19 protein-coding genes are annotated in these 23,356 nt (G+C 63.2%); 16 read left to right on the top strand and 3 right to left on the bottom strand.

Annotated features, from left to right (window positions below; genetic code table 11):
• Positions 1-77: 77 nt before the first annotated feature.
• From AAHM38_RS02025 to ntrC, 3 genes are all read left to right on the top strand, one after another.
• Positions 78-602 (top strand): hypothetical protein, encoded by a 525-nt coding sequence (locus AAHM38_RS02025; RefSeq protein WP_009238382.1) that lies wholly within the window; start codon positions 78-80, stop codon positions 600-602.
• 7 nt (positions 603-609) lie between these two features.
• On the top strand, positions 610-1,809 hold the full coding sequence (gene glnL / locus AAHM38_RS02020; RefSeq protein WP_009238381.1) for a nitrogen regulation protein NR(II): 1,200 nt from the start codon (positions 610-612) through the stop codon (positions 1,807-1,809).
• A 70-nt stretch (positions 1,810-1,879) separates the two neighbouring features.
• Positions 1,880-3,388 carry a nitrogen regulation protein NR(I) gene (gene ntrC / locus AAHM38_RS02015; protein WP_004626371.1) on the top strand — a complete coding sequence of 503 codons (1,509 nt, stop codon included), beginning with the start codon at positions 1,880-1,882 and terminating at the stop codon, positions 3,386-3,388.
• Between the two features lie 114 nt (positions 3,389-3,502).
• On the opposite strand, the gene AAHM38_RS02010 is transcribed toward ntrC, so the two are convergent.
• Both AAHM38_RS02010 and AAHM38_RS02005 read right to left on the bottom strand, forming a co-directional pair.
• Positions 3,503-3,832, bottom strand: coding sequence for a hypothetical protein (locus AAHM38_RS02010; RefSeq protein ID WP_012761791.1), 330 nt, complete (start codon positions 3,830-3,832; stop codon positions 3,503-3,505).
• Positions 3,833-4,000: 168 nt separating this feature from the next.
• Positions 4,001-4,894, bottom strand: coding sequence for an HAD family hydrolase (locus AAHM38_RS02005; protein ID WP_103519410.1), 894 nt, complete (start codon positions 4,892-4,894; stop codon positions 4,001-4,003).
• A gap of 197 nt (positions 4,895-5,091) precedes the next feature.
• On the opposite strand from AAHM38_RS02005, the gene ugpB reads away from it, so the two are divergent.
• The 9 genes from ugpB (at position 5,092) to zapE (ending at position 17,337) form a co-directional block, all read left to right on the top strand.
• Positions 5,092-6,408, top strand: coding sequence for a sn-glycerol-3-phosphate ABC transporter substrate-binding protein UgpB (gene ugpB, locus AAHM38_RS02000; RefSeq protein WP_116574886.1), 1,317 nt, complete (start codon positions 5,092-5,094; stop codon positions 6,406-6,408).
• 76 nt (positions 6,409-6,484) lie between these two features.
• Positions 6,485-7,366 (top strand): sn-glycerol-3-phosphate ABC transporter permease UgpA, encoded by an 882-nt coding sequence (gene ugpA, locus AAHM38_RS01995; protein WP_116574866.1) that lies wholly within the window; start codon positions 6,485-6,487, stop codon positions 7,364-7,366.
• A gap of 18 nt (positions 7,367-7,384) precedes the next feature.
• On the top strand, positions 7,385-8,233 hold the full coding sequence (gene ugpE / locus AAHM38_RS01990; RefSeq protein WP_009238376.1) for a sn-glycerol-3-phosphate ABC transporter permease UgpE: 849 nt from the start codon (positions 7,385-7,387) through the stop codon (positions 8,231-8,233).
• Between the two features lie 10 nt (positions 8,234-8,243).
• A complete protein-coding gene (locus tag AAHM38_RS01985) occupies positions 8,244-9,341 on the top strand; it encodes a sn-glycerol-3-phosphate import ATP-binding protein UgpC (RefSeq protein ID WP_009238375.1) in 1,098 nt (365 codons plus the stop codon).
• Positions 9,338-10,090 carry a glycerophosphodiester phosphodiesterase gene (gene ugpQ, locus AAHM38_RS01980; RefSeq protein ID WP_009238374.1) on the top strand — a complete coding sequence of 251 codons (753 nt, stop codon included), beginning with the start codon at positions 9,338-9,340 and terminating at the stop codon, positions 10,088-10,090. The genes AAHM38_RS01985 and ugpQ overlap by 4 nt, the downstream gene beginning before the upstream one ends.
• Before the next feature lie 291 nt (positions 10,091-10,381).
• Complete coding sequence (locus tag AAHM38_RS01975; protein ID WP_116574867.1) at positions 10,382-13,246, top strand: 2-oxoglutarate dehydrogenase E1 component; 2,865 nt, start codon at positions 10,382-10,384, stop codon at positions 13,244-13,246.
• A 134-nt stretch (positions 13,247-13,380) separates the two neighbouring features.
• On the top strand, positions 13,381-14,634 hold the full coding sequence (gene odhB / locus AAHM38_RS01970) for a 2-oxoglutarate dehydrogenase complex dihydrolipoyllysine-residue succinyltransferase (protein ID WP_116574868.1): 1,254 nt from the start codon (positions 13,381-13,383) through the stop codon (positions 14,632-14,634).
• A 67-nt stretch (positions 14,635-14,701) separates the two neighbouring features.
• Entirely contained in the window at positions 14,702-16,138 is a 1,437-nt protein-coding gene (gene lpdA, locus AAHM38_RS01965; protein ID WP_116574869.1) for a dihydrolipoyl dehydrogenase, read from the top strand.
• A 101-nt stretch (positions 16,139-16,239) separates the two neighbouring features.
• Positions 16,240-17,337, top strand: a complete 1,098-nt coding sequence (gene zapE / locus AAHM38_RS01960; RefSeq protein WP_116574870.1) for a cell division protein ZapE — start codon at positions 16,240-16,242, stop codon at positions 17,335-17,337.
• A gap of 20 nt (positions 17,338-17,357) precedes the next feature.
• On the opposite strand, the gene AAHM38_RS01955 is transcribed toward zapE, so the two are convergent.
• Complete coding sequence (locus AAHM38_RS01955) at positions 17,358-18,200, bottom strand: 2-phosphosulfolactate phosphatase (protein WP_116574871.1); 843 nt, start codon at positions 18,198-18,200, stop codon at positions 17,358-17,360.
• A 175-nt stretch (positions 18,201-18,375) separates the two neighbouring features.
• Between AAHM38_RS01955 and AAHM38_RS01950 the strand changes: the two genes are divergently transcribed.
• The 4 genes from AAHM38_RS01950 to ccoO all read left to right on the top strand — a co-directional run bounded on the left by AAHM38_RS01950 (position 18,376) and on the right by ccoO (position 23,356).
• Positions 18,376-20,919 (top strand): heavy metal translocating P-type ATPase, encoded by a 2,544-nt coding sequence (locus AAHM38_RS01950; RefSeq protein WP_116574872.1) that lies wholly within the window; start codon positions 18,376-18,378, stop codon positions 20,917-20,919.
• Positions 20,920-20,929: 10 nt separating this feature from the next.
• Positions 20,930-21,109 carry a cbb3-type cytochrome oxidase assembly protein CcoS gene (ccoS, locus tag AAHM38_RS01945; RefSeq protein ID WP_004626389.1) on the top strand — a complete coding sequence of 60 codons (180 nt, stop codon included), beginning with the start codon at positions 20,930-20,932 and terminating at the stop codon, positions 21,107-21,109.
• Between the two features lie 95 nt (positions 21,110-21,204).
• On the top strand, positions 21,205-22,662 hold the full coding sequence (gene ccoN, locus AAHM38_RS01940; RefSeq protein WP_012435343.1) for a cytochrome-c oxidase, cbb3-type subunit I: 1,458 nt from the start codon (positions 21,205-21,207) through the stop codon (positions 22,660-22,662).
• Positions 22,663-22,672: 10 nt separating this feature from the next.
• Complete coding sequence (gene ccoO / locus AAHM38_RS01935) at positions 22,673-23,356, top strand: cytochrome-c oxidase, cbb3-type subunit II (protein WP_116574873.1); 684 nt, start codon at positions 22,673-22,675, stop codon at positions 23,354-23,356.

Here is a 23,356-nt window from a genome sequence, read left to right as displayed (position 1 = left end):
TGAAGCGGAGTTTTGTGGCTAGAATGAGCGTCCGCCGGACTCCGGCGCCCGATCGACGTATCCGCCAGGTTCCATTCATGTTCCGTCCTTCCCCACGCATCGCATCTGGGCTGCTTGCCGCCGCTGCGGCGGTGTTTGCCACGCTGTCCGTGCAGGCTCCCGCGTACGCTGATGATGTCTATCTGTGCACCGGTCCGAACGGCGTGCCGGAGTACCGCAACAGTGGCAACGTGAAGGGCTGCAAGAAGTTGACGCTGCCCGATGTGGTGACCGTGCCTGGCACGCGCAGCCCGCGCAGTGCGGGTGCTGCACCCGCACCGGCGCAAAACAATGCAGGCGGTGGCTTCCCCCGCGTGGACAACGCCACGCAGAAGGCGCGTGACGGCGAACGCCGCCAGGTGCTGGAGGCCGAGCTGGCAGACGAGGAGCGCAAGCTCCAGGCGTTGAAGGCCGAATACAACAACGGTCAACCCGAGCGCCAGGGCAACGAACGTAACTATCAGAAGTATCTGGACCGCACCGCGCAGTTGAAGGGCGACATCGAACGCAGCCAGGCCAATGTCGATTCCATCCGCCGGGAGCTGGGCAATCTCAAGGAGTAGGTGAGCCATGCGTCGACTGATCCGCAAAGCGGCACGCCGCGATGAACAGGAACAGACGACGCCATCTGCGCCGTCAGCGTCCGCCGCGCGTGAGGCGGCAGCGGGCGAGCCCATCGACGGGCCGCCACCCATTCCGTTTTCACATGGCGCGCCGCCATTGTTCCCTGGGCTCGACGCGGCGCCCAATCCCATCCTCTTCGTCCGCCATCCGGCGCTGACAATCTTCTACGCCAATCCCGCCGCGGAAGCCGCCCTGGCCGTGTCACGCCGGCAGTTGGTGGAGATGTCGCTGTACGAGCTGTTTGCCGACCCGTCCGAACTGGCCGAGATGATTGCCACCGTGGCAGCCCGCCAATTCGATGCCAAGCGGCGCGACGTCTCGCTCGACCGTTTGGGCCACGAACCGCTGCACGCGCACGCCGTCGTTGGCGCACTCGACTTTGCGCCTGCGTCAGTGCTGCTTGAGCTGCTGCCCAACGAGCAGAAGATTCGCAGCGAGCGCGAAGAGCGCCTGCTGGACCTGACCTCCGCCAACAAAGAGCTGATCCGCAATCTGGCACACGAGATCAAGAATCCGTTGGGCGGCATTCGCGGCGCGGCGCAGTTGCTGGAGTTCGAACTGCCGGAACGTTCGCTGCGCGAGTACACGCAAGTCATCATCAAGGAATCCGACCGCCTGCAGACGCTGGTCGATCGCCTGCTCGAACCACACCGGCATCCGCATATCGTTGGCGATGTGAACATCCACGAGGTGCTGGAGCGCGTGCGCTCGGTGGTGCTGGCGGAGTTCCCGCAGGGCTTGCATATCGTGCGCGACTACGACGCGAGTCTGCCGGAGTTTCGCGGTGACAAGGAGCAGCTCATCCAGGCGGTGCTCAACATCGTGCACAACGCGGCGCATGCGCTTGGCGCTCGGATTGCGCAGGGCGACGGCGAAATCATTCTGCGCACGCGCGTTGCGCGCAAAGTTACGATTGCAAAGCGTCTTTACAAGCTGGCATTGGACTTGCATGTAGTGGACAACGGTCCTGGTATCCCGGACGACATCCGCGAGCGAATCTTTTTCCCGCTGGTGTCAGGAAGGGAGGGGGGAAGTGGGCTGGGTCTGACACTCGCGCAGACGTTCGTGCAGCAGCATGACGGCCTGATTGAATGCGAGAGCAGGCCAGGTCAGACGGATTTCCGCATTCTCGTACCGCTGCACTGAAGCGTCACAGCCTCAACAACGCAGCGCGAGACGGCCCAGGCGAGACGAAGTCAAGCAGACGAACCAACACATGAAGCCAATCTGGATAGTCGACGACGATCAATCCATCCGCTGGGTCCTTGAGAAGGCGCTGGCACGCGAGAGCCTGCTCTCGCGCAGCTTTACCAACGTGCGCGACGCGCTCAACGCGCTCGACGAAGAAACGCCGCAAGTCCTGATCTCCGACGTCCGTATGCCGGGCGGCTCGGGGCTGGATCTGCTGCAGGCCATCAAGGCAAAGCACCCGGGGCTGCCGGTCATCATCATGACCGCGTATTCCGATCTCGACAGTGCCGTAGCGGCGTTCCAGGGCGGCGCGTTCGAATATCTCGCTAAGCCGTTTGACGTGGATCGCGCAGTCGAACTGATCCGCCGTGCGCTGGAGGAGAGCCTGCGCGAAGAGGAGATCGATGATCGCCTGAGCGATGCGCCGGAGATCCTCGGACAGGCGCCGGCCATGCAGGACGTGTTCCGCGCGATCGGGCGGCTGTCACAGTCCAACGTGACGGTGCTGATCACCGGCGAATCCGGCACGGGTAAGGAACTGGTGGCCCGGGCGCTGCATAAGCACAGCCCACGCGCCAGCGGCCCGTTCATCGCGCTGAATACGGCGGCGATTCCGAAAGACCTGCTCGAATCCGAGCTGTTCGGCCACGAGCGTGGCGCATTTACGGGCGCGCAGACCATGCGCCGCGGCCGCTTTGAGCAAGCCGAGGGCGGCACGCTGTTCCTCGATGAAATCGGCGACATGCCGTTCGATCTGCAGACGCGCTTACTGCGCGTGCTGTCGGACGGCCACTTCTATCGCGTGGGCGGCCACAACCCGCTCAAGGCCAACGTGCGCGTCATCGCGGCCACGCACCAGAATCTGGAAACCCGCGTCAAGGACGGTCTGTTCCGCGAGGACTTGTTTCACCGGCTGAACGTGATCCGTCTGCGCTTGCCGGCGCTGCGCGAACGCCCGGAAGACATCACGCTGCTGGCGCGCCATTTCTTGCAGAAGAGTGCCAAGGAGCTGGGCGTGGAGCCCAAGCGCATGTCGGACGATGCGCTGGCGCATATCGCCACGCTGCCGTTCCCCGGCAACGTGCGGCAACTGGAAAACCTCTGCAACTGGCTCACTGTGATGGCGCCGGCGCAGACCATTGAAAGCAAGGATCTGCCCGCCGACCTGGTGCGAGGCAACGCGCAGATGCTACCGGTCATGGGCGAGGCCGCGGCTCGCCCAGCCTTCATCGGCGAGCCGTCGCATGGTGGCGAACCGTATGGTGTTACGCCGTCGGTCGATACGTTGCTTTCAAGCTCTGCAGCGGGGGCATCCATCGCAGCAGGTTGGGAGCGCGCGCTCGCGGGCGAGGCCAAGGCCATGCTCGAAGCGGGCCAGCCCGACGTCATGGACGCACTTACGCGACGCTTCGAGAAGGCGATTCTTGAGGCTGCGCTGGGTGTCACGCGCGGGCGCCGTGTTGAAGCGGCAACGCGTCTGGGCATCGGCCGCAACACCATCACGCGCAAATTGCAGGAGCTTGGCTTCGACTGACGTGCCGTCAGCGGGGCCAGTCCACTGGATATCGTCGAGCTTGGCGATTGGGATTGGGCGGATTTCCGATAAGGGAATCCGCCCTTTTTTGTCGGCCGAGAATGCGTGCTGCGCTTAGTGCAGCTTGTGCTTGAGCTGCGACAGCTCTTCATGCGCGCGCATCACGGCAGATTCCACGGAATGGTCCACCTTGCCGCTGGCGTTCTGGCAGGCCATTTTCGCATGGTCGGAACAGGCTTCGAGCTTGTCGATGGCTTCTACGAAAGTCTGCGGGTCTTCAGCGCCTTCCAGGCGCGAGTGGCATTGGCGGGCTTGATCGTCCAGTTGCTGGATCGATTGCTTCAGCGCGTCAGGCACGTCCTTGTGCGAGGCGCAGGTCCGGGCCAGTTCGGCGATGGTGTTTTCCGCATGTTCAAAACGCTGGCGCAGTTTCTCTGGTTGCATGGGGGCTCCTGTCGGTTGCGCTAAAAAGGGCGTTGGCACAGCATGCACCGTTATGAGGCCGTCACATGGTGCAAAGCGGTGCAACGCCCAATTTCGGCGCAAGCGGCTTGCCGCTTGCGGCAAGCGACGCTGGCTCTCCAGGGCGTGTTGCGGTGCAGGAATGCCGCGTCAGTCGTGCGGCGCGGGGAGGGCCAGGGAACGCGCTTCCAGGATGCGCTCGGCGACTTCGGCAAAACCGCCGCCGCCTTCGGCCTCGGTGAGGTACGCCGGCGGCACGGGCAGCGTGTCGATCACATCCAGCACATTGGCCACGCCCACCGAGAGTGGAAAGAACTCGAACATTGCCGCATCGTTGGCGGAGTCGCCCACGAACACCCAGCGTTCGCGCTCGGCATGCAGGTCGAGGCCGAATGCGCGGCGCGCGAGCGACACGCTGGCGCTCAGCTTGTCGTGCTTGCCGAACCAGCCGTTGACGTGAATCGAACTGACGGTGGCATGCATCCCGTGCGTGCGCATGATGTCGACGATGTGCCGCACGGCGTGCTGCGGCAGCGGCGGGACTTGTTCGGCATGGTCGACGGCCAGATCCGCCGCGTGCCAGGCTTGATCCGTCGCCAGCGCTGAACCCGGCACGGCACGCCGGATCTCTGCACCCACTTCGCGGATGCGCTCGAGGTTGCGTGCGCGCGTTTGCGCGTCGTCCACGAAATCGGTGGCCAGATGGCCGCGCGAATCGACGCGCATGGCAAACGCGCCGTTCTCGCCGATCACCGCATCAACGGGCCACAACCGCGCAATGACTTCGCACCAGGCAATCGACCGGCCGGTGACGGGCACGACCTTGATGCCGGCGCGATGCAAGCGCTCCAGCGCCGAGTACGTGTGCGCGGGCAGCTTGCCCTTCGTCGTGAGGGTTCCATCCACGTCGGTGAAGATGCCGGTGATATTGCGCAGTGCATCATCCGAGAGCTGATGCAGGGCCAGCGGAGCACGCCGGTCGGCAATGAGGGGCGCGGTTTCAGGCGAGTCTGGAGCGGCAGGAGTGGTGGGTGGAGCGAGCATGCTGCGCGAGCAATAGAGAGTGTCTTCAACCCATTCTAACGGCCGTTGCAAGCCAAACCTTGGAGGGATTTCCCGATTTCTTTGTGACAGAAAGGCAAGTAACATCCCGCTGTCATAAAAATGACCGACCGTGCATATACAGTCGGCGCGCCGTGGGCGGAGCGAGGGAGCCCGCCGGGTCGAAACAAGGAGAAATGATGTCGATCAAGAAGATTGCGGAGGCGGCGGCAGTACTGGCCGCGTGTACGTTTGCGCAAGGCGCGTACGCAGTGACGGAAATCCAATGGTGGCATTCGATGGAAGGCGCCTTGAACGACAAGGTGAATGAGATCGCCACCAAGTTCAACGCTAGCCAGTCCGACTACAAGATCGTGCCGGTCTACAAGGGCCAATACGATGAATCGCTGGCCGCCGGCATCGCGGCCTTCCGCGCCGGCAATGCACCGGCCATCCTGCAAGTCTTCGAAGTCGGTACCGCAACGATGATGAACGCCAAGGGCGCCATCGTGCCGGTAGCCAAGATCATGAAGGACGCTGGCGAGAAGTTTGACCCGAAGGCCTATGTGCCGGCCGTGGCGGGTTACTACACGTCGAACAAGGGCGAGATGCTGTCTTTCCCGTTCAACAGCTCGACGACGATCATGTATTACAACAAGGACGCCTTCAAGAAGGCTGGCCTTGACCCGAACAAGCCGCCCGCAACGTGGCAGGAAGTGGCTGTCGACGCGGCCAAGCTGAAGGCGGCTGGCGTGCCCTGCGGTTACACGACCGACTGGCAGTCGTGGGTGCATCTGGAGAGCTTCTCGGCATGGCACAACGTGTCGTTCGCGACCGAGAACAACGGTTTTGGCGGGGCCAAGGCCCGCTTGAACTTCAACGGCCCTGTGCAGATCAAGCACATCGAGAACCTGCTCGACATGCAGAAGAAGGGCTACTTCACATACGCCGGCCGCAAGGACGAGCCGAAGGCGAAGTTCATCGCAGGTGAGTGCGCCATGCACACGGGTTCGTCGGCAGCGCTGGCGAATATCCGCAAGAACGCCAAGTTCAACTTCAGCCCGGCACCGCTGCCGTATGAAGCCGGCGTGCCGGGTGCCCCGCAGAACACGATCATCGGCGGCGCTTCGCTGTGGGTGATGGGCGGCCACAAGGCCGAGGAGTACAAGGGCGTGGCGAAGTTCTTCTCGTTCCTGTCGCGTCCGGAAATGCAGGCCGACTGGCACCAGTCGACGGGTTATCTGCCCGTGACGCTGGAAGCGTATGAGCTGACCAAGAAGTCCGGTTTCTATGAGAAGAACCCGGGCGCCGACGTGGCCGTCAAGCAGATGATCGTCAAGACGACCGACAAGTCGCGCGGTATCCGTCTGGGCAACTTCCCGCAGATCCGTCAGGTGATCGACGAAGAGCTGGAATCCGTCTGGGCCGGCAAGAAGGCGCCGAAGGAGGCGCTGGACACGGCAGTGTCACGCGGCAACGAGCTGCTCGTCCGCTTCGAGAAGACCGTCAAGGAATAAGCGCCGATTCGGCGCTCGTCTAAACCGCCGGCCTCGTGCGCTCGCACCGGCCGGCGGTGCGTTTTTGGAATGTCGCATGGAAAAACGCGTCGTTTTCCGATCGCGCTGGCTGCCGTATGTGCTGGTCGCCCCGCAGATCGTCGTCACTCTGGTGTTCTTCTTCTGGCCCGCGGGGCAGGCGCTGTATCAGTCGCTGCTGCGCCAGGATGCCTTCGGCATCAACCTCGAATTCGTGGGGCTGGAGAACTTTCGTGATCTCTTTGCCGATCCGACCTATCTCGGTTCGTTCCAGACCACCGCAGTATTCGCCATTGGCGTTGCGCTGGTTGGTCTTGGCACCTCGCTGGCGCTGGCGTATTTTGCCGATCGCGCGCTGCGTGGCGCCACGTTCTATAAGACCTTGCTGATCTGGCCGTACGCGATTGCGCCGGCCGTCGCGGGCGTGCTGTGGAGCTTCCTGTTCAACCCATCACTGGGCATCGTCTCGTTCGTGATCCGCAAGATGGGCGTGGACTGGAACTTCGTGCTCAACGGCGGTCAGGCGCTGACGCTGGTGGTCATCATTGCGGCGTGGAAGCAGATCAGCTACAACTTCCTCTTCTTCCTGGCAGGGCTGCAAAGCATTCCGAAGTCGCTGATCGAAGCGGCCGCCATTGACGGTGCCGGGCCGTGGAAGCGCTTCTGGTCGATCGTCTTTCCGCTGCTGTCGCCCACCACGTTCTTCCTGATGGTGGTGAACGTCGTCTATGCGTTCTTCGACACCTTCGCCATCATCGATTCGGTCACGCAGGGCGGCCCGTTCAAGGCGACGGAGACGCTGGTGTTCAAGGTCTACCAAGACGGCGTGCGCGGTCTGGATATCGGTGGATCGGCTGCACAGTCGGTGATCCTCATGGGCCTGGTGATCGTGCTGACGATCGTCCAGTTCCGTTACGTTGAACGCAAAGTCCAATACTGAAAGGAGGGCAGACGCACCATGATTGAACGCCGTCCGTTCCTGGACTTCCTCACCCACGTCGTGCTGATTCTCGGTGTGATCGTCGTGGCGTTTCCGGTGTACGTCGTATTCGTCGCGTCGTCGTTGACGGCCGAAGACGTGCTGCAGGCGCCCATGACGCTGATCCCCGGTCCGCATCTCATCGAAAACTACCGCACGGTGCTCACGTCGGGCATGGGCAACTCGGCCACGCCGGTCGGCACCATGCTCATGAACAGCCTGATCATGGCACTGGGCATCTCGCTCGGGAAGATCGCCATCTCCATCATCTCGGCGTTTGCGATCGTCTATTTCAAGTTCCCGCTGCGCAAGACGTTCTTCTGGCTCATCTTCGTCACGCTGATGCTGCCGGTGGAAGTTCGGATCCTGCCCACGTACAAGGTGGTGTCGGACCTTGGCATGCTGAACAGCTACGCGGGCCTGACGATTCCGATCATTGCGTCGGCCACGGCCACGTTCCTGTTTCGGCAGTTTTTCCTGACGATTCCCGATGAATTGGCGGAAGCTGTGCGCATCGATGGCGCCGGCCCGCTCAAGTTCTTCTGGGACGTGGTGCTGCCGCTCTCGCGCACCAGCATCGCGGCATTGTTCGTGATCCAGTTCATCTACGGCTGGAACCAGTATCTCTGGCCGCTGCTGATCACGACGGAAAAGAACATGACGCCCATTGTGCTGGGCGTGACGCAAATGATCTCCCGCTCCGGCGATTCCGCCACCGACTGGAACCTGCTGATGGCCACCGTGATGCTGGCCATGTTGCCGCCAGCGGCAATCGTGATCGGGATGCAGCGGTGGTTCGTGAAGGGCCTCGTCGAAACCGAAAAGTAATAGAAGCAAGATGGCAAAACTTTCGCTACGCAACGTTCAGAAGCACTACGCCAACCTCCAGGTCGTGCACGGCATCGACATGGAAATCGGCGACGGGGAGTTCATCGTCATCGTCGGCCCCTCGGGCTGCGGCAAGTCCACGCTGCTGCGCATGGTGGCGGGCCTCGAGCCCATCACCGGCGGCGAAGTTTGGATCGGCGACCGCGTCGTCAACGAACTCGAGCCGGCCGAGCGCGACATCGCGATGGTGTTCCAGAACTACGCGCTGTATCCGCACATGAGCGTGTTCGACAACATGGCTTATGGCTTAAAGATTCGCGGCTTGCCCAAGAGCGATATTCAAGCGCGTGTGGAACAGGCTGCGGGCATTCTCGAGCTGGGCAAGCTGCTGGATCGCAAGCCGCGTCAGCTCTCGGGCGGGCAACGCCAGCGGGTGGCCATGGGTCGGGCGATCGTGCGTGAACCGGCTGTGTTTTTGTTCGACGAGCCGCTCTCCAACCTGGATGCCAAGCTGCGCGTGCAGATGCGCCTGGAGCTGAAGGATCTGCATCGCCGTTTGCGCACGACGAGCCTGTACGTCACGCATGATCAGGTCGAAGCCATGACGCTGGCCGATCGCATGATGGTGCTCAACGGCGGCCGGGTCGAGCAGATCGGCACACCGCTCGAGGTGTACTCGCGTCCGGCGAGCACGTTTGTGGCCGGTTTTATTGGCTCGCCGCCGATGAACCTCGTGCCCGTGTCGCGCAACGCCGGCGGCGACACGCAGATTCGGGTGGACGGAGCGAAGGAGAGCGATGCCGCCGCCACGCTCGGCCACTTGCCGATGGGCCTTCATCTGCCCGAGCGTGCGCTCATGGGTTTGCGTCCCGAACATATCGAGCCGTGCTCGGCTGATGAGGCCATCGCCTTCATCGACGTGCGCGTGGTGGAGGCCCTCGGCGCGGATGCATTCGCGTACGGCGCCCTGGCCGGCCATCCGGTCGTGGTTCGTCTTGAACCGCACGCCAGCGTAAAGGCGGGCGACAAGCTACCCATCACCGCGTCGGCCGAGCACCTGCACTGGTTCGACCCGCAAACCACGCGCCGCATCGAGGCGCTGGCATGACCGGCGCGCGCGCATTGCCAGCCTGGCCGTATCCGCGTGCTATTGCGCACCGCGGCGCGGGCAAGCTGGCGCCGGAGAACACGCTGGCAGCCTTCCGCCATGGTGCGTCGTTCGGCTATCGCATGTTCGAGTTTGATGTGAAGCTCTCAGGCGACGGCGCGTCGGTCCTGTTGCACGACGCCACGCTGGATCGCACCACGAACGGCGCGGGCCGTCTTGATGCGCTCACGCTCGGTCAGATCGCGCAGCTGGATGCAGGCAGTTGGCACAGCCCCGCCTACGCCGGCGAGCCGGTGCCCACGCTGGCAGCCATCGCGCGCTACCTTCGCGCCAACAACTTCCTTGCCAATATCGAGATCAAGCCGGTGCCAGGCGCGGAGTGGCGCACCGGCGCGGCGGTTGCGCTGGATGCCCGCACACTGTGGGCCGGCGCCGCCGTGCCGCCGCTGCTGTCGTCGTTTTCCGAAGATGCGCTGGCTGCCGCGCGCGAGGCGGTGCCGGAGTTGCCTCGCGCGTTGCTGCTCGACAAGCTCCCGGCCGATTGGCTCGATCGCCTGCGCGCATTGGATTGTGTTGCGCTCGACGCCAACCATCGCGAACTGACGCCCGAGATCATTGACCAGGCACACGCCGCAGGCTTTCGCGTCTGCTGCTATACCGTCAACGACCTGGATCGCGCGCACCTGCTTTGGAGCGCAGGACTGGATGGTTTGATCACCGATTGGGTAGATCGTATTTCGCCCGCCTGAATGTGACGGAAGCATGGTTTTGATGTGGCATAACAAGGATCGTTTGTCACGTCAAAGAATCAGAATATTGCTTATAAACATGCTATGCTTCTGCCTCGTGAAGACTTAGGTCCTTCCCGCACAACTTGTCTGTAAAAGCTGTCTCGGTACCCCCTTTCTGCCATGCGCGATCCGGTCCGACCAGGTGATTTCAGGCGATTTAGTTTGCGATCCGCTAACCGGTCAAGCCGTGTCGCGGAAGGTTGATGAACCCGCTGAACTCCGGCAGACCCGGAGAAAAGTGAGCGCCCCATGACAGAGCTGTATAAGCAGTACCTGGACACTTCGTACCTGTCCGGCGGTAACGCCGCCTACGTTGAAGATCAGTACGAAGCGTACCTTCAAGATCCCACGTCCGTTAGCGAGGCACTGCGCGCGTACTTCGATGCGCTGCAGAACGTCCCCGCCGTCGACGGTTCCAACGCCCGGGATATCCCCCACGCCCCCATCGTCACCTCGTTCGCCGAGCGCGCCAAGCATGGCCCGATCCGCACGATCGTCGCGTCTGCCGATTCCGATATGGGTCGCAAGCGCGTGGCGGCGACGCAGCTGGTGGCTGCCTACCGCAACGTGGGCCTGCGTTGGGCCGATCTCGATCCGCTCAAGCGTCAGGAGCGCCCGCCCGTTCCGGATCTGGACCCGGCTTTCTACGGTTTCACCGAAGCCGATCAGGACATCGTTTTCAACGCCAGCAACACGTATTTCGGCAAGGAGTCGATGAGCCTGCGCGAGCTGGTCAACAACCTGCGCGAAACGTACTGCGGCTCGATCGGCGCTGAGTTCATGTACATCAGCGACCAGGCGCAAAAGCGCTGGTGGCAGGAGCGTCTGGAAACCATTCGTTCCAAGCCGACGTTCTCGGCTGAAAAGAAAAAGCACATCCTCGAACGCCTGACGGCCGCTGAAGGCCTCGAGCGCTTCCTGCATACGAAGTACGTCGGTCAGAAGCGTTTCTCGCTGGAAGGCGGCGAAAGCTTCATCGCGGCGATGGACGAACTGATCCAGCATTCCGGCGCCAAGGGCGTGCAGGAAATCGTGATCGGCATGGCCCACCGCGGCCGTCTGAACGTGCTGGTCAACACGTTGGGCAAGATGCCCGCTGACCTGTTCGCCGAATTCGAAGGCAAGCACGTTGACGACCTGCCGGCCGGCGACGTGAAGTACCACAAGGGCTTCTCGAGCGACGTGACGACCCCGGGTGGCCCCGTCCACCTGTCGCTGGCGTTCAACCCGTCGCACCTGGAAATCGTCAACCCGGTCGTGGAAGGCTCGGTCAAGGCACGCCAGGAACGTCGCGGCGACAAGCACGGCGCGCAGGTGCTGGCTGTGCAAGTCCACGGCGATGCGGCCTTCGCAGGCCAGGGCGTCGTGATGGAAACGCTGAACCTCGCGCAAACGCGTGGTTACGGCACGGGTGGCACGATCCACATCGTCATCAACAACCAGATCGGCTTCACGACGTCGGACCCGCGCGACTCGCGCTCGACGCTGTACTGTACCGACGTGGTCAAGATGATCGAAGCGCCGGTCCTGCACGTGAACGGTGACGATCCCGAAGCCGTCGTGCTGGCCATGCAACTGGCCGTGGATTTCCGTACCGAGTTCCAGAAGGACATCGCGGTCGACATCATCTGCTTCCGTAAGCTCGGCCACAACGAGCAAGACACGCCTGCGATGACGCAGCCGCTGATGTACAAGAAGATCGGCACGCACCCGGGCACGCGCAAGCTCTACGCCGACAAGCTGGTCACGCAGAAGACGCTGAAGCCCGAAGAGCCGGACGCCCTGGTGCAGGAATTCCGTGCCGCCATGGATGCGGGCAAGCACACGGTCGATCCGGTGCTGTCCAACTTCAAGAACAAGTTCGCGGTGGATTGGCTGCCGTTCCTGAACCGCAAGTGGACGGATTCGGCCGACACGGCCGTGCCGATGGCCGAACTGAAGCGTTTGGCCGAACGCATCACCGCCATCCCCGATCACTTCAAGCTGCACCCGCTGGTTGAGAACGTCGTCAACAACCGCGCCAAGATGGGCAAGGGCGAGCTGCCGCTGGACTGGGGCATGGGCGAGCACCTGGCCTTCGCATCGCTGGTGGCATCGGGTTACCCGGTGCGCATTACCGGCCAGGATGCAGGCCGCGGTACTTTCACGCACCGCCACGCTGTGTTGCACGACCAGAACCGCGAGCGTTGGGATGCCGGCAGCTACGTCCCGCTGCAGAACGTGTCGGAAAGCCAAGCGCCCTTTACGGTGATCGACTCGGTGCTGTCGGAAGAAGCCGTGATGGGCTTCGAGTACGGCTACTCGTCGGCTGAGCCGAACACCCTGGTGATCTGGGAAGCCCAGTTCGGCGACTTTGCCAACGGTGCGCAGGTCGTGATCGACCAGTTCATCTCGTCGGGCGAAGTGAAGTGGGGCCGCGCCTCGGGTCTGACGCTGATGCTGCCGCACGGCTACGAAGGCCAAGGTCCGGAGCACAGCTCGGCACGCCTGGAGCGCTACCTGCAGCTCTGCGCAGACCACAACATGCAAGTGGTGCAGCCGACCACGCCGGCGCAGATCTTCCACCTGCTGCGTCGCCAGATGATCCGGATGTTCCGCAAGCCGCTGATCATCCTGACGCCGAAGTCGCTGCTGCGCAGCAAGGACGCTGTGTCGCCGCTGTCGGATCTGGCCAAGGGCCATTTCGAGACGGTGATTGCCGATACGGCCGAAGATCTGAACGCCGCCAAGGTCAAGCGCGTCGTGGCTTGCTCGGGCAAGGTCTACTACGACCTGGTCAACGCTCGTAAGGAACGTGGCCTGACCGACACGGCGATCATCCGTGTGGAACAGCTCTATCCGTTCCCGCACAAGGCGTTCGCAGCCGAGCTCAAGAAGTATCCGAACCTCGCTGAAGTGGTGTGGTGCCAGGACGAGCCGCAGAACCAGGGTGCCTGGTTCTTCGTGCAGCACTACATCCTCGAGAACATGACCGAGGGCCAGAAGCTGGGCTACGCAGGCCGCCCGGCATCGGCATCGCCGGCCGTGGGCTACTACGCCAAGCACAACGAGCAGCAGAAGGCACTGATCGATGCCGCGTTTAGCAAGCTCAAAGGCTTCGTGCTGAACAAGTAAGCGACATTCGCTCCAAGGCGGCAGCTTCGGCTGTCGCCTTGACGCATCTCCGCTACCGAATTCCACCATATATCGAATTAGCGCGGCTCCCGAACGAGAGGGGCACGTGCACATGAATCCAAGGAAGCACCGAAATGGCTATCGTTGAAGTCAAGGTCCCGCAGTTTTCCGAGTCCGTTGAAGAGGGCACGCTGATCTCCTGGAAGAAGAAGCCGGGCGAAGCCGTGGCCCAGGACGAAATCCTCATTGAAGTCGAGACCGACAAGGTTGTACTGGAAGTGCCGGCCCCGTCGGCTGGCGTGCTGGCTGAAGTGCTGGTGGCAGACGGCGCAACCGTGACGTCGGAACAGCTGCTGGCCAAGATCGACACCGAAGGGAAGGCAGGCGCCGCGGCTCCGGCAGCTGCTGCACCGGCCCCCGTGGCTGCTGCACCGGCACCGGCTGCTGCCGCTCCGGCCGCCGCTGCAGCGGGTGGCGTGGCGATGCCGTCGGCTGCCAAGCTGATGGCCGAGAACAACCTGTCGGCTGGCCAAGTGGCCGGCACGGGCCGCGATGGCCGCATCACCAAAGGCGACGTGCTGGGTGCCGTGGCCGGTGGCGCCAAGCCGGCTGCTGTTGCCGCTCCGCAAGCCGCACGTCCGGCGCTGCAGCAAGTGGCTGCTCCGGTGGACTTCGCCGCCCTGGGCGACCGTCCGGAAGAGCGCGTGCCGATGAGCCGCCTGCGTGCCCGTATCGCCGAGCGTCTGGTGCAGTCGCAATCGACCAACGCCATCCTCACCACCTTCAACGAAGTCAACATGAAGCCGGTGATGGACTTGCGCGCCAAGTTCAAGGACCAGTTCGAGAAGACTCACGGCGTGAAGCTGGGCTTCATGTCGTTCTTCGTGAAGGCCGCTGTCCACGCGCTGAAGAAGTACCCGATCATCAACGCATCGGTTGACGGCAACGACATCGTCTACCACGGCTACTTCGACATCGGTATCGCTGTCGGCTCGCCGCGCGGCCTGGTGGTGCCCATCCTGCGCAATGCCGACCAGATGAGCCTGGCCGATATCGAGAAGAAGATTGCTGAATTCGGCCAGAAGGCCAAGGACGGCAAGCTGACGCTGGACGACCTGACCGGCGGTACGTTCTCGATCTCGAACGGCGGCACGTTCGGCTCTATGCTGTCCACCCCGATCATCAACCCGCCGCAATCGGCCATCCTGGGCGTGCACGCCACCAAGGATCGCGCCGTAGTGGAGAACGGCCAGGTCGTGGTTCGCCCGATGAACTACCTGGCCATGTCCTACGACCACCGCATCATCGACGGCCGCGAAGCCGTTCTGGGCCTGGTGGCGATGAAGGAAGCGCTGGAAGACCCGGCCCGCCTGCTGCTGGATCTCTAATCGACCGCGTTGATGACACGAGACGCCGCCCGCGCTGTGCGGCGGCGTCCGAATCGAGGATTTTTCCATGAGCAAAGAATTTGACGTGCTGGTGATCGGCGCCGGCCCCGGTGGTTACATCGCCGCCATCCGCGCGGGTCAGCTGGGTCTGAACGTGGCCTGCTGCGAAGACAACCCCTACGACGATCCGAAGGGCGAGCCGCGACTGGGTGGCACTTGCCTGAACGTCGGCTGCATTCCTTCGAAGGCGCTGCTCGCCTCGTCGGAAGAGTTCGAGAACGTGAACCACCACCTGGCCGACCACGGCATCACGGTGGATGGCGTCAAGGTCGACGTGGCCAAGATGCTCAAGCGCAAGGACGACATCGTCGGCAAGATGACGAAAGGCATCGAGTTCCTGTTCCGCAAGAACAAGGTGACGCTGCTCAAGGGCCACGGCAAGTTCGTCGGCAAGACCGAGGCCGGCTATCAGGTCGAGATCGCAGGCAAGGCGGGCACGGAAGTCGTGACCGCCAAGCACGTGATCATCGCCACGGGCTCGAAGGCTCGCCATCTGCCGGGCGTGAAGGTCGACAACGTAACCATTGCCGACAACGAAGGCGCACTGAAGTTTGCCGAAGTGCCGAAGAAGCTGGGCGTGATCGGCGCTGGCGTGATCGGCCTGGAACTGGGTTCGGTGTGGCGCCGTCTGGGTGCAGAAGTGACGATTCTCGAAGCGCTGCCGAGCTTCCTGGGTGCGGCGGACGAATCGGTTGCCAAGGAAGCCAACAAGCTGCTGACCAAGCAGGGCCTGAAGATCAACGTCGGCGTGAAGGTTGGCGAGATCGAATCGTCGGCCAAGGGCGTGAAGGTCAACTACACCGACGCTGCCGGCGCTGCGCAAGTGCTGGAGTGCGACAAGCTGATCGTGTCGATCGGCCGTGTGCCCAACACCGACAACCTGGGCCTGGAAGCGATCGGCCTGGCGGCGGATCAGCGTGGCTTTATCGAGGTGGACGAGCACTGCGCGACCAAGCTGCCGAACCTGTGGGCGATCGGCGACGTGGTGCGCGGCCCGATGCTGGCGCACAAGGCAGAAGATGAAGGCGTGGCCGTGGCCGAGCGCATCGTCGGCCAGAAGCCGCACATCGACTACAACTGCATTCCGTGGGTCATCTACACGTACCCGGAAATTGCATGGGTGGGCAAGACCGAGCAGCAGCTCAAGGCCGAAGGCCGCGAGACCAAGGCCGGCCAGTTCCCGTTCCTGGCCAACGGCCGTGCGTTGGGCATGGGCGCATCCGACGGTTTCGTGAAGGTCATCGCCGATGCGAAGACCGATGAAATCCTGGGCGTGCACATCGTCGCAGCCAACGCCTCGGACCTCGTTGCCGAAGCCGTGGTGGCGATGGAATTCAAGGCTGCAGCCGAAGACATCGGCCGTATCTGCCACCCGCACCCGTCGATGTCGGAAGTGATGCGCGAAGCTGCGCTGGCCGTCGACAAGCGTCAGCTCAATATGTAAATCGCAAGCCGCAAGGCAAGCACGATGCCCGGTGAATCCACAAGATTGCCGGGCATCGGTCCTTTTGGGCCCGTAAATGGTGCCCCAAGCAGATCAAGCAGATGAACGTCCAGGAAACCTACCTACAGGAACTGAAGGCGCGCGGCTACCAGCCGGACGAAGCGCAGCAACGCGCTGTCGACCGCCTGCAGCGGTGCTACGACGAGTGGGTCGCCTACAAGGCCCGTCGTTCGAATGCGCTGCGCAAGATGCTCGTGCGCCCCGATTTGCCGCGTGGTGTCTACATGTGGGGCGGGGTGGGGCGCGGCAAGTCGTTCCTGATGGATGCGTTCTATAGCTGCGTGCCATTGGTGCGCAAAACGCGTCTGCACTTTCACGAGTTCATGCGCGAAGTGCATCGCCAGCTGGAAGAATTGCGTGGCCGCGCTGATCCGCTGGACGAGTTGGCCCGACGCATTGCCAAGCGCTACCGCCTGATCTGCTTTGACGAATTCCACGTCAGCGACGTAGCCGACGCGATGATCCTGCACCGCTTGCTCGATCAGTTGTTTGCCAACGGCGTGCAGTTCGTGATGACGTCCAACTATCGGCCCGACTTGCTGTATCCGGACGGCCTGCATCGCGACCGCGTGCTGCCGGCCATCGCGCTGCTGCAGGAGAAGCTCGACATCCTCAACGTCGACGCGGGTGTCGATTACCGCAAGCGGGCGATGGAGCAGGTGCAGGCGTATTACACGCCGCTGGGCGCGAAGGCCAACTCGGCGTTGCGGGATGCATTTACGGCGGTGGCCGGGGTGCCGGACGAGTCGCCGGTGCTGCGCATCGAGCACCGTGAGATTCGCGCAGCGCGCAAGGCCGGCGGCGTCGTGTGGTTCGACTTCGCCACGCTGTGCGGGGGGCCGCGCTCACAGAACGATTACCTGGAAATCGCCTCGCGCTTTCACACCGTCATCCTGGCCGATGTGCCCAAGATGACGCCGCGCATGGCGTCCGAAGCACGCCGCTTCACGTGGTTGATCGACGTGTTCTACGACCACAAGGTCAAGCTGCTGATGTCGGCGGAGGTGACGGCGGAGGAGCTGTACACCGAAGGCCAGATGGCCAACGAATTCCAGCGCACCGTGTCGCGCATCGTCGAGATGCAGTCGCGCGAATACCTCGAAGCACCTCGCCGCGAAGTGGACACGTCGTTGACGTGATTGCTTTGAGTAGCAACTGCCTAGTGTGACGTCGGCGGCGGGTTGCGGTGCGACGGCGGGGCCTGCGAGGGCCGCAGGCTTGCGCCAAGGAAGTCCTGCGGCAGGCGCTCGGTCTTGCGGTTGACGTTGCGGAACGCGCCTTCCACCAGCATGGGGGCGACGTTGCTCACATCCGTTTGCGAAGCCATGGTCACGTCTTCGGTAAAGCCGCGTTCGCACAGCTCGCGGCCCGATACCGAATCAAGCAGCCACGCTTTCATCATGCCGGTCTGCGACGCCTCGCGATAGATCGCGCGGGCGGCGAGCGCTTCGGGCGACAGCGCTTGCGGCAGGAACCCCGCCACCGTTTCCGACAGGTGGTGCACGATCGCACCGGCGGCCAGCCAGTCTTCCAGGGCTGGGCGCAGGCTGCCGTCGGCCCAGCGCTCTCCTGATGCCACCACGGCCACGCGTCGGCCCAGCCGCGAGGCCGCTTCAGCTACCGCACGCGCGTTGCGCAGGCAGCCAGCAAACGTCGGCGTCGATCCGGTGGCGAGCGCCAGGGTGGCCCCATTGGGCGAGGGCAGGACGAGGCTGCTGCCCATTGGCAATTCACGCAGCGAGGCCGGGGAGAGCGTATAGCCCGCCTGGCTTCGGTTGTAGCCCGCCAGCATGGCACCGGCGCGGCGCGCGAAGGTTTCAGCGCTGGCGTCGCGCCATGGGTAGGGATAGATCCGTGCCCCGCGCGCCACGGCCACATCCACACAGGTGCAGAAGGACAGCACGTCCACGACGATGACGGCGTCGCAATGCGGCGCCAGCGCGGACGCGCCGTGCTCGCCCCATTCGCAGTGGATGTTGTACAGGCTGAATTCGGTTGCCATGTCGCGCCCTCCTGTTTGCCTGGTGCAGCTATCCACTATAGGCGGCTTATTTTTTTATGGGAGGGGTGGCAGCGGAGGGTGCGCTGAGGGTCGCATTTCCACCTCATTCTGATTGCCAGGCGCTTGATGCGCGTCAAGGGCCGGCCGGGGGAGGCTGGCTAGCATCGTCCTCATAATGACGACGACATTCGCCCCCACTCATCCAACCGCACCGGTTGCCGGAACAGGCTCGCCTATTGGCTTGAGCGGGACAGCCGCGTCGCGCATCACCTGCTATCACTGCGCATCGCCGCTTGACGGTGCCATCGCACTCCACGCGGATATCGGCGGGAAGTCCCGGGAATTTTGCTGTGCCGGCTGCCAGGCTGTCGCGCAGACGCTGCACGCCTCCGGCATGGGCCACGTCTATGACGGCCCGATCGCCTTCGCCAAGCCCATCGAAGGGGACCGCCGCACAGAAGCCGAAGCGGTTTGGGCGACCTACGATCTGCCGGTCATGCGTGAGCGCTTCGTGCGCACACGCGCTGACGGTGCGGAAGAACTTTCCCTCGCCATCAGCGGCATGCGTTGCGCCGCATGTGTGTGGCTGATCGAGCGTGCGCTTTCGCGGGTGCCGGGCATGCGTGAAGCCACCGTCAATTACGCCACGGAACGCGCGCGCATCGTCGGAGATGCAGGGGTGATACGGTTGTCCGCGGTGCTTGCCGCCATTGCCGACGTCGGATATGAAGCGTGGCCGGACCAGCCATCCGCGCGCCGCACTGCCGAGGCGCGCGAACGCCGCAGCCTGCTGATCCGCTTGGGATTGGCAATGCTGGGCATGATGCAAGTCATGATGTACGCGTGGCCGGTGTACCTGCATGGTGGCGACATCCCCGTGAACCAGACCCGCCTGATGCAGTGGGCCAGCCTGGTGCTGACGGTGCCGGTGGTGTTGATTTCTGCGCGGCCCATTTTCATCAACGCGTGGCGGCAAGTGAGGCACGCGCACGTCGGCATGGACGCGCCCGTGGCGCTGGGGATCGGTGCCGCCTTCATTGCCAGCGTATTCGCCACCTTGCGCGGCCATGGCGAAACGTATTTCGATTCGGTGACGATGTTCGTCGCTTTCCTGTTGGCCGCGCGTTATCTCGAACTGCGTGCGCGGCAGAGCGCAGCTTCGGGCGCCGAGGCATTGGTCCGTCAGTTGCCGGCTACCTGCCGGCGCTTCAACGCCGTAAGCGGCGCCCTCGAAACGATCCCTGTTGCTACCTTGCAGCAAGGCGACTGCGTGGAAGTGCGCGCCGGTGAGGTCCTGCCTGCAGACGGAACCATTGAACACGGCACCACCGAGATCGACGAATCGCTTCTCTCGGGTGAAAGCGTGCCGCGTCCGCGCGACGTGGGCGCGACCGTGCTGGCAGGCAGCTACAACGTGGTCAGCGCCATTCGTGTGCGTGTGAACCGCGTGGGCACCCAGACGCGCCTTGCCGCCATCGTCGATCTGCTCGAACGCGCCTTGACCGATAAGCCCCGCATGGCTGAACTCGCCGATCGTGTCGCCGGGCGCTTTGTGGCAGTGCTGCTCGGCTGGGCGCTGCTCACCGCGATCGCGTGGTGGTGGATCGATCCGACACGCGTGATTGCGGTCACTGTGGCGGTGCTGGTGGTGAGCTGCCCATGCGCGCTGTCGCTCGCCACACCGTCTGCGCTGGCGGCGGCCAGCGGTGCGCTGGCACGGCGGGGTGTGCTGGTCACGCGGGGCCACGCCATCGAGAGCCTGGCAGCCGTGACGGATGTGCTGCTCGACAAGACCGGCACGCTCACCGAGGGGCGTTTGCGCTTGCTGAGCATCGAGACCTTCGCCGATGTGGATGCCGAGCACTGTCTTGCATTGGCATGCGCGATGGAGCAATCCGAGAACCATCCGATCGCCCAGTCGTTACGCGCCGGCACCTCGAATGCAATGCCGCTGCCCACGTTGGGGCGCGTGACAAACGTGCCGGGGCAGGGCGTGTATGCCATGGCGGAGAACCGCTTGATGCGTCTGGGAACGCAGTCGTTTGCGGCCACGCACTACGCAAACCAGCCGGTTGCCACCATCCGTTACGGCGCGGAAGCACCAATGGAGGAGGTGCCGCTGGCGGCCGCATGCACGTCGGTCTGGCTCGGCCGCGATGGCCAACCGCTCGCGCGCTTCACGCTGGCCGATACGCCACGCGCCGACGCGCCTGCATGCCTGGGCGCGTTGCGTGCACAAGGATTGCGCTTGCATCTCGTTTCCGGCGATGCGCCTGAAACCGTGCACTGGTGGGCCAACCGCCTGGGCATCAACCACGCCGTGGGCGGGTCCAGCCCCGAAGACAAGCGCGCCTACGTGCATAAGCTGCAGGCAGACGGCGCCCGCGTGCTGGCCGTCGGCGATGGCATCAACGATGCGCCGTTGCTCGCACAGGCGCAGGTCTCCATCGCCATTGGATCAGGTGCGCCGTTGGCTCAGGCCGGTGCCGATGCCATCCTGACCGAACCGCGTCTGATTGCCATCAGCGAGGCCGTGTCGATTGGCCGCCGCGCGTTGCGCGTGGTGCGCCAGAACCTCGGCTGGGCCTTTGCCTATAACGCGATCAGCATCCCGATGGCCACGCTCGGGTGGCTCTCGCCGCTGGCCGCTGGCATCGGCATGTCGGTGTCATCGCTGCTGGTGGCGCTCAATGCGTGGCGCCTGTCGCGCGCGGTCTAGGAGAGCTGTCATGGAAACCCTGTTCCTGCTGATTCCGTTGTCGCTGATGCTCGTCGTGGCGATCGTCGGTGCGCTTTGGTGGGCCGTCGGCTCAGGGCAGTACGACGATCTGAGAGCGCCTGCTGAATCGATTCTGCTGGACCCCGATACCCCTGCACGCGACGCAGTGTCGCGGGATGGAACTGCCTGACCACATTGCCAGGGTTGCCTTGATGCACGTCAAGACTCTTTGGCGGCCCGGTTCTTAACATGACCACATCACACCAATTATCTTGGGGAGCAAGCATGGAATCGTCCAGCGCGTTGCAGCACACCCAGACCTTCAACTATCGCGTGGTACGCCAGTTCTCGATCATGACGATCGTCTGGGGCATCGTCGGTATGGCGGTCGGTGCGCTGATCGCGGCCCAGTTGATCTGGCCGCAACTGAATTTCGGGGTGCCCTGGCTGTCCTACGGCCGGCTGCGTCCTCTGCACACGAATGCCGTCATCTTTGCGTTTGGCGGCAGCGCGCTGTTTGCGACGTCCTACTACATCGTGCAGCGTACCTGCCAGGTGCGCCTGCTTTCCGACAAGCTTGCCGCCTTCACGTTCTGGGGCTGGCAGGCAGTGATCGTGGCTGCCGCCATCACCCTGCCGCTGGGCTACACAAGCTCGAAGGAATACGCCGAGCTCGAATGGCCGATCGACATCCTGATCACTGTGGTGTGGGTGGTCTACGCGATCGTCTTCTTCGGCACCATCATCAAGCGCAAGACCCGGCACATCTACGTGGCCAACTGGTTCTTCGGCGCTTACATCATCACGATCGCGCTGCTGCATATCGTCAACAACGCTGAGTTGCCGGTGTCGATGTGGAAGTCGTACTCGGCTTATGCCGGCGTGCAGGATGCGATGGTGCAATGGTGGTATGGCCACAATGCAGTGGGCTTCTTCCTGACCACCAGCTTCCTGGGCATGATGTATTACTTCGTGCCGAAGCAGGCCGAGCGCCCGATCTATTCGTATCGCCTGTCGATCGTGCACTTCTGGGCGCTGAACTTCACCTACATGTGGGCGGGTCCTCACCACCTGCAATACACGGCGCTGCCCGACTGGGCCCAGTCGCTCGGCATGGTGTTTTCGCTGATCCTGCTGGCGCCGTCGTGGGGCGGCATGATCAACGGGATCATGACCCTCTCGGGTGCCTGGCACAAGCTGCGCACCGATCCGATCCTGAAGTTCCTGGTGGTGGCGCTGTCGTTCTACGGCATGGCGACGTTCGAGGGCTCGATGATGTCCATCAAGACCGTCAACGCGCTGTCGCACTACACCGATTGGACGATCGGCCACGTGCACTCCGGCGCCCTGGGCTGGGTGGCGATGATCACCATCGGCTCGATGTACTACATGATTCCGCGCCTGTTCGGCCAGCAGAAGATGTACAGCACGCGCCTGATCGAGGTGCACTTCTGGGTGGCCACCATCGGCGTGGTGCTCTACATCGCCGCCATGTGGGTTGCCGGCGTGATGCAAGGCCTGATGTGGCGTGCCACTGAGGCCGACGGCACGCTGACCTACAGCTTTGTCGAGGCGGTCAAGGCAACGTACCCGTTCTACCTGATTCGCTTGGCTGGTGGTCTGTGCTTCCTGGGCGGCATGCTGCTGATGGCATTCAACGTGTTCAAGACCATTCAGGGCAGCAAGGCAATCGATGCGCCGATTCCTCAATCGGCCCAGACCCCGATGGTCGCGGCTCAGTGAGGAGGGGAACATGAGCAACCAATCCAACAAGTTTTTCTCGCACGAGACGCTGGAAAAGAACATCGGCTTGCTGATTGCGATGACGCTCGTCGTCGTCAGCATTGCGGGCTTGGTGCAGATTTTGCCGCTCTTCTTCCAGCACTCGACCACTGAACCGGTCAAGGGCATCGCTCCCTATTCGCCACTGCGGCTGGCGGGGCGCGACATCTACATCCGCGAAGGCTGTGTTGGCTGCCACTCGCAGCAAGTGCGTACGTTGCGCGCCGAGACCGAGCGCTATGGCCACTATTCGCTGGCAGGTGAATCGGTGTTCGATCACCCGTTCCTGTGGGGTTCCAAGCGCACCGGTCCGGACTTGGCGCGCGTGGGGCAACGCTATTCGGACGACTGGCATCGCATCCACCTGCGCGACCCGCGTGAAGTGGTGCCCGAGTCGAACATGCCTGCATATGCGTGGCTGTCGAAGACGCCGCTCGACAACAGCGACATCGAAAAGAAGATGCACGTCCTGCGCCAGCTTGGTGTGCCGTACACGGATGCGCAGATTGCCGCAGCGCGCGAGCAACTGGTCGGCAAGACGGAGGAAGACGCCGTGGTCGCCTATCTGCAAGGCCTCGGCGTGGAACTGCGCAACATACGGGACGTGGCTGCCGCACCGGCTGCTGCACCTGCAACCGTTGCTGCCAAGGAGTAA

The organism is Ralstonia sp. OTU4908, assembly GCF_038440115.1.
In the GTDB taxonomy this organism is placed as follows: domain Bacteria; phylum Pseudomonadota; class Gammaproteobacteria; order Burkholderiales; family Burkholderiaceae; genus Ralstonia; species Ralstonia pickettii.
This window is presented reverse-complemented; position numbering and strand designations above follow the sequence as displayed.

Coding starts and splice junctions, on each gene's coding strand:
- AAHM38_RS02025 (WP_009238382.1), top strand. CDS start 78: ATGTTCCGTCCTTCCCCACGCATCGCATCTGGGCTGCTTGCCGCCGCT.
- glnL (WP_009238381.1), top strand. CDS start 610: ATGCGTCGACTGATCCGCAAAGCGGCACGCCGCGATGAACAGGAACAG.
- ntrC (WP_004626371.1), top strand. CDS start 1,880: ATGAAGCCAATCTGGATAGTCGACGACGATCAATCCATCCGCTGGGTC.
- AAHM38_RS02010 (WP_012761791.1), bottom strand. CDS start 3,832: ATGCAACCAGAGAAACTGCGCCAGCGTTTTGAACATGCGGAAAACACC.
- AAHM38_RS02005 (WP_103519410.1), bottom strand. CDS start 4,894: ATGCTCGCTCCACCCACCACTCCTGCCGCTCCAGACTCGCCTGAAACC.
- ugpB (WP_116574886.1), top strand. CDS start 5,092: ATGTCGATCAAGAAGATTGCGGAGGCGGCGGCAGTACTGGCCGCGTGT.
- ugpA (WP_116574866.1), top strand. CDS start 6,485: ATGGAAAAACGCGTCGTTTTCCGATCGCGCTGGCTGCCGTATGTGCTG.
- ugpE (WP_009238376.1), top strand. CDS start 7,385: ATGATTGAACGCCGTCCGTTCCTGGACTTCCTCACCCACGTCGTGCTG.
- AAHM38_RS01985 (WP_009238375.1), top strand. CDS start 8,244: ATGGCAAAACTTTCGCTACGCAACGTTCAGAAGCACTACGCCAACCTC.
- ugpQ (WP_009238374.1), top strand. CDS start 9,338: ATGACCGGCGCGCGCGCATTGCCAGCCTGGCCGTATCCGCGTGCTATT.
- AAHM38_RS01975 (WP_116574867.1), top strand. CDS start 10,382: ATGACAGAGCTGTATAAGCAGTACCTGGACACTTCGTACCTGTCCGGC.
- odhB (WP_116574868.1), top strand. CDS start 13,381: ATGGCTATCGTTGAAGTCAAGGTCCCGCAGTTTTCCGAGTCCGTTGAA.
- lpdA (WP_116574869.1), top strand. CDS start 14,702: ATGAGCAAAGAATTTGACGTGCTGGTGATCGGCGCCGGCCCCGGTGGT.
- zapE (WP_116574870.1), top strand. CDS start 16,240: ATGAACGTCCAGGAAACCTACCTACAGGAACTGAAGGCGCGCGGCTAC.
- AAHM38_RS01955 (WP_116574871.1), bottom strand. CDS start 18,200: ATGGCAACCGAATTCAGCCTGTACAACATCCACTGCGAATGGGGCGAG.
- AAHM38_RS01950 (WP_116574872.1), top strand. CDS start 18,376: ATGACGACGACATTCGCCCCCACTCATCCAACCGCACCGGTTGCCGGA.
- ccoS (WP_004626389.1), top strand. CDS start 20,930: ATGGAAACCCTGTTCCTGCTGATTCCGTTGTCGCTGATGCTCGTCGTG.
- ccoN (WP_012435343.1), top strand. CDS start 21,205: ATGGAATCGTCCAGCGCGTTGCAGCACACCCAGACCTTCAACTATCGC.
- ccoO (WP_116574873.1), top strand. CDS start 22,673: ATGAGCAACCAATCCAACAAGTTTTTCTCGCACGAGACGCTGGAAAAG.